Annotated in this window: 4 protein-coding genes; 1 reads left to right on the forward strand and 3 read right to left on the reverse strand. The window is 67.9% G+C overall.

The window, feature by feature from the left end:
- The first annotated feature begins 311 nt into the window (after positions 1-311).
- Positions 312-1,094, forward strand: a complete 783-nt coding sequence (locus tag MXD58_RS21440; RefSeq protein ID WP_248837212.1) for a group II truncated hemoglobin — start codon at positions 312-314, stop codon at positions 1,092-1,094.
- 192 nt (positions 1,095-1,286) lie between these two features.
- On the opposite strand, the gene ctaF is transcribed toward MXD58_RS21440, so the two are convergent.
- The 3 genes from ctaF to ctaC all read right to left on the reverse strand — a co-directional run.
- Positions 1,287-1,688, reverse strand: coding sequence for an aa3-type cytochrome oxidase subunit IV (gene ctaF / locus MXD58_RS21445; protein WP_248837211.1), 402 nt, complete (start codon positions 1,686-1,688; stop codon positions 1,287-1,289).
- A gap of 14 nt (positions 1,689-1,702) precedes the next feature.
- The gene (gene ctaD / locus MXD58_RS21450; protein WP_248837210.1) at positions 1,703-3,385 is read right to left on the reverse strand and encodes an aa3-type cytochrome oxidase subunit I; all 1,683 of its coding nucleotides are present in this window, start codon (positions 3,383-3,385) and stop codon (positions 1,703-1,705) included.
- Positions 3,382-4,237: aa3-type cytochrome oxidase subunit II (gene ctaC, locus MXD58_RS21455; RefSeq protein WP_374616459.1), on the reverse strand; the 856-nt coding region annotated here is incomplete at its 5' end. The genes ctaD and ctaC, both read right to left, overlap by 4 nt.

Here is a 4,237-nt window from a genome sequence, read left to right on the forward strand (position 1 = left end):
GAACGGGTGTTGCCGGTACTGGTGATGACGTTGGCGTTCTCCCCCGCGCCGCCGCCGCGCTGGACTCCGGCGCCGCCCAGGCCACCCTGAAGCACTGGGTAAGCGCCAGCCAGGCCGCCGCGAACGCCGCCTGACCGACGTCTGAGCCGCGCCCGATCCGAGCCCACCGGTCGCGTCCGGCCGAGCCGCTACCTCGCGCCCAGCGGATCATGTCGCCCTCAGAGGCATGATTACACCATTACAGTGGTGCACTGACTGATGTGTCCCGCGCGCTGGAGATCGGGGCGCGGCGACGAGGACAGGGAGCAGGGATGATCGTCGAATACATCCGCTACCGGATAGCGGAGGAGCAGCGCACCGAGTTCGAGGACGCCTACGGCCGCGCCGCCCGGGTTCTCGGACGTTCGCCGCAGTGCGTCGACTTCGAACTCGCCCGATGCGAGGACGAACCGGCCTGCTACCTCCTGCGGATCACCTGGACGTCGCGGCGGGATCACCTGGAGGGGTTCCGCGCCAGCGCCGACTTTGCCGAGTTCTTCGGCGAGATCCGTCCCTACGTCACGGCGATCGAGGAGATGCGCCACTACAGGCGCACGGCCGTCGCGGGTGTCGGCGGCTCGATGCCCACGCTGTACGAGTGGGCCGGCGGGGAGGATGCCTTCAAGCGCCTCACCGCGGCCTTCTACGAGAAGGTGCTGCCCGACGACGTGGTCGGGCCGCTGTTCCGGAGCATGGACGCGGGGCATCCGCGCTACGTCGCCCTGTGGCTCGCGGAGGTCTTCGGCGGCCCCGCCCGGTACAGCTCCGAGCGCGGAGGCTATCCCCACATGGTCAACCAGCACCTGGGCAAGGGGATCACCGAGGCCCAGCGCCGACGCTGGGTGAGCCTGCTGCTGGACTCCGCCGACGAGGTGGGACTGCCCGCCGACCCGGAGTTCCGGGCCGCGTTCGTGGGCTACGTCGAGTGGGGCACGCGCCTGGCCCTCACCAACTCGCAGCCAGACGCGTCCCCGATGCGCCAGGCCCCGGTGCCCCACTGGGGCTGGGGCGTGGCGCCGCCGTACCGGCCGGCGTCCGTCTCCCCCAACGTCTGACTCCCCCAACGCCTGACACCCCCAACGCCTGACACCCCCAACGCCTGGCTCCCCCAACGCCTGACACCCCCAACGCCTGACACCCCAACGTTTGGCCTGGTGACCGACCAGCCCAGGCGGCAGGGAGTGGGAAAACGACAGTGGGCCGGTGGCAGCTCGCCACCGGCCCACTGAGGGTGCACAGAACGCCTGTCAGTCCTCGGGCACCGGGGGGTGCCAGAAGTTCTCGAACACCAGGCAGGTCACGAAGACCGCGACCATGACCATGCCGAGGACCAGCAGCCAGATCCCGAAGACGAGACCCATCGCCGCCGTCACCGAGCTCGCGCCGATGAAGAACGGGTAGTAGCTGCCCGGGGTGAAGTGCCCCAGCTCGCCGGCGCCGTCGGCGATCTCGGCATCCGGCAGGTCCTGCGGGCGCATGCCGATCCGGCGCCCCGTGAAGATGAGGTAGCCGCCGACGAGCAGGCCCAGGCCGGTGGTGAGCGTGAGCGCCGCCGTGCCGGTCGGGTCCTTGGCCCAGAACCAGTAGACCAGCGCCGTCACCCCGGCGAAGAGGCCGAAGAAGCTGAAGATGATGCCTTCCACCTTCATACGATCGCCGCCCCCTAACCGATCTCAGGTGTCGCGTGAAAGTCGACCCGGCCGGCCGTGGCCGGGAAGTGCAGGTCGAACGCCGGCCGCTCGGAGCGGATCCGGGGCAGCGACCGGAAGTTGTGCCGCGGGGGTGGGCAGGACGTCGCCCACTCCAGCGAGTTGCCGTAGCCCCAGGGGTCGTCCACGACAGCCAGCGCACCCTTGCGGTACGAGTGCCACAGGTTGTACAGGAACGGCAGCGTCGACAGGGCGAGCAGGAACGAGCCGGCCGACGAGAACGTGTTCAGCGTGGTGAACCCGTCGGTCGGGCTGTAGTCCGCGTAGCGGCGCGGCATGCCGCGCAGGCCCAGCCAGTGCTGCACCAGGAACGTCGCGTGGAATCCCAGGAAGATGGTCCAGAAGTGGACCTTGCCGAGCCGGTCGTTCATCATCCGGCCGGTGACCTTGGGGAACCAGAAGTACGTACCGGCATAGGCGGCGAACACCACCGTGCCGAACACGACGTAGTGGAAGTGGGCGACGACGAAGTAGCTGTCGCTGACGTGGAAGTCGATCGGCGGGCTGGCGAGCAGCACACCGGTGAGACCACCGAAGAGGAACGTCACCAGGAAGCCGATCGCGAACAGCATGGGCGTCTCGAAGGTGAGCGACCCCCGCCACATCGTGCCGATCCAGTTGAAGAACTTCATCCCGGTCGGCACCGCGATGAGGAACGACAGGAACGCGAAGAACGGCAGCAGCACCGCGCCGGTGACGAACATGTGGTGCGCCCACACCGCCACCGACAGCGCGCCGATGCCGATGGTGGCGAACACCAGGCCCTTGTAGCCGAACAGCGGCTTGCGCGAGAACACCGGCAGGATCTCGCTGATGATCCCGAAGAACGGCAGCGCGAGGATGTAGACCTCGGGATGGCCGAAGAACCAGAACAGGTGCTGCCACAGCAGCGCCCCGCCGTTACCGGCATCGAACACGTGCGCGCCGAAACGGCGGTCCGCCTCCAGCGCCAGCAGCGCGGCGGCCAGCACCGGGAACGCGATCAGCACGAGGATCGACGTCACCAGGAAGTTCCAGCAGAAGATCGGCAGCCGGAACATCGTCATGCCGGGCGCGCGCATGCACAGGATCGTCGTGATCATGTTCACGCCGCCGAGGATGGTGCCCAGACCCGAGACCGTCAGGCCGACGATCCACAGGTCCGACCCGGCACCCGGGGAGTAGACCTCGTTGTTCAGCGGGGAGTACGCGAACCAGCCGAACGACGCCGCGCCGTTCGGGGTCAGGAACCCCGCGACGACGGTGAGGCTGCCGAACAGGAACAGCCAGTACGACAATGCGTTCAGCCGCGGGAACGCCACGTCCGGGGCACCGATCTGCAGCGGCACGAGCAGGTTCGCGAACGCGAACGCCAGCGGGGTCGCGAACATCAGCAGCATGAGCGTGCCGTGCATCGTGAACAGCTGGTTGTACTGCTCGTTGGAGAAGTACTGCAGACCGGGCCGGGCCAGCTCCGCCCGCATCATCACGGCCAGGATCCCGGCGAACAGGAAGAAGCCGAACGAGGTCAGGAAGTACATGACCGCGATGTCCTTGTGGGACGTCGTCCGCAGGAAGCCCAGCAGGTTCGTGGGCTTCGGTAGGTGGGACTCTTCGGGTTCGGCGTGGCCGACGCCCGTTTCGTGCACGAGGGTCACTGTCCGCTCCCGGTGGTGGCCGTGGCGGCGGCGGTGGTGGTCGCCTCCGCCGGCGAGGACGAGACCGGGGCGTTCAGCCGGTCCGAAATGAACTTGTCGTACTCCGCCTGCGGTACGACCTTCACGTAGAAGTTCATCCGGTCGTGGTCCGTGCCGCAGAGCTCCGCGCAGCGACCGATGAACGTGCCGGTCTTGGTGACGGTGAGCTCGAACTGGTTCACCCGGCCAGGGACGACGTCCCGCTTGAAGAGGAACTCCGGCACCCAGAAGGAGTGGATGACGTCCGGGGACGTCTCCACGAACCGGATCGAGCGGTTCTGCGGGAGCACCAGCACTGCCGGCTCACCGGGACGCCCGGTCACCTCGATCTGGTTCGGGCCCTTGAGCCCATCGCCCGGATCGATGTACTTGAACTGCCAGTTCCACCGGAACCCGATGACGTCGACCGTCACGTCCGGGTTCGCCGAAAGGCTCGTGACCTTCGACTCGTCCCGGGCGGTGTAGAAGAAGATCGAGCCCACGATGACGACTGGCACGACGGTGTAGAGGATCTCGACCGGCAGGTTGTAGCGAACCTGCCGGGGCAGTACGTCGCTGCGCTTACGGAAGGCGACGACCGCGTAGAGGATCATGCCCCACACGATCACGCCGACCACCAGGGCGGCGATAGCCGAGCCCTGCCAGAGGTTCAGCAGGCGCGGCGAGTAGTTGGTAACCCCGTCGGGATATCCGAAATTTGGCTTCTCACAGGCCGTCGCCCCGAGCCCCACGAGCGCCAGCGGGCCGACCAGACGCAGGGATCGGCGCCGCGGGCGCACGCGGCGCCCGCCGCGAGCGTCGACCGCGCGGGCC

This window comes from Frankia sp. AgKG'84/4 (genome assembly GCF_023242965.2).
In the GTDB taxonomy this organism is placed as follows: Bacteria; Actinomycetota; Actinomycetes; order Frankiales; family Frankiaceae; genus Frankia.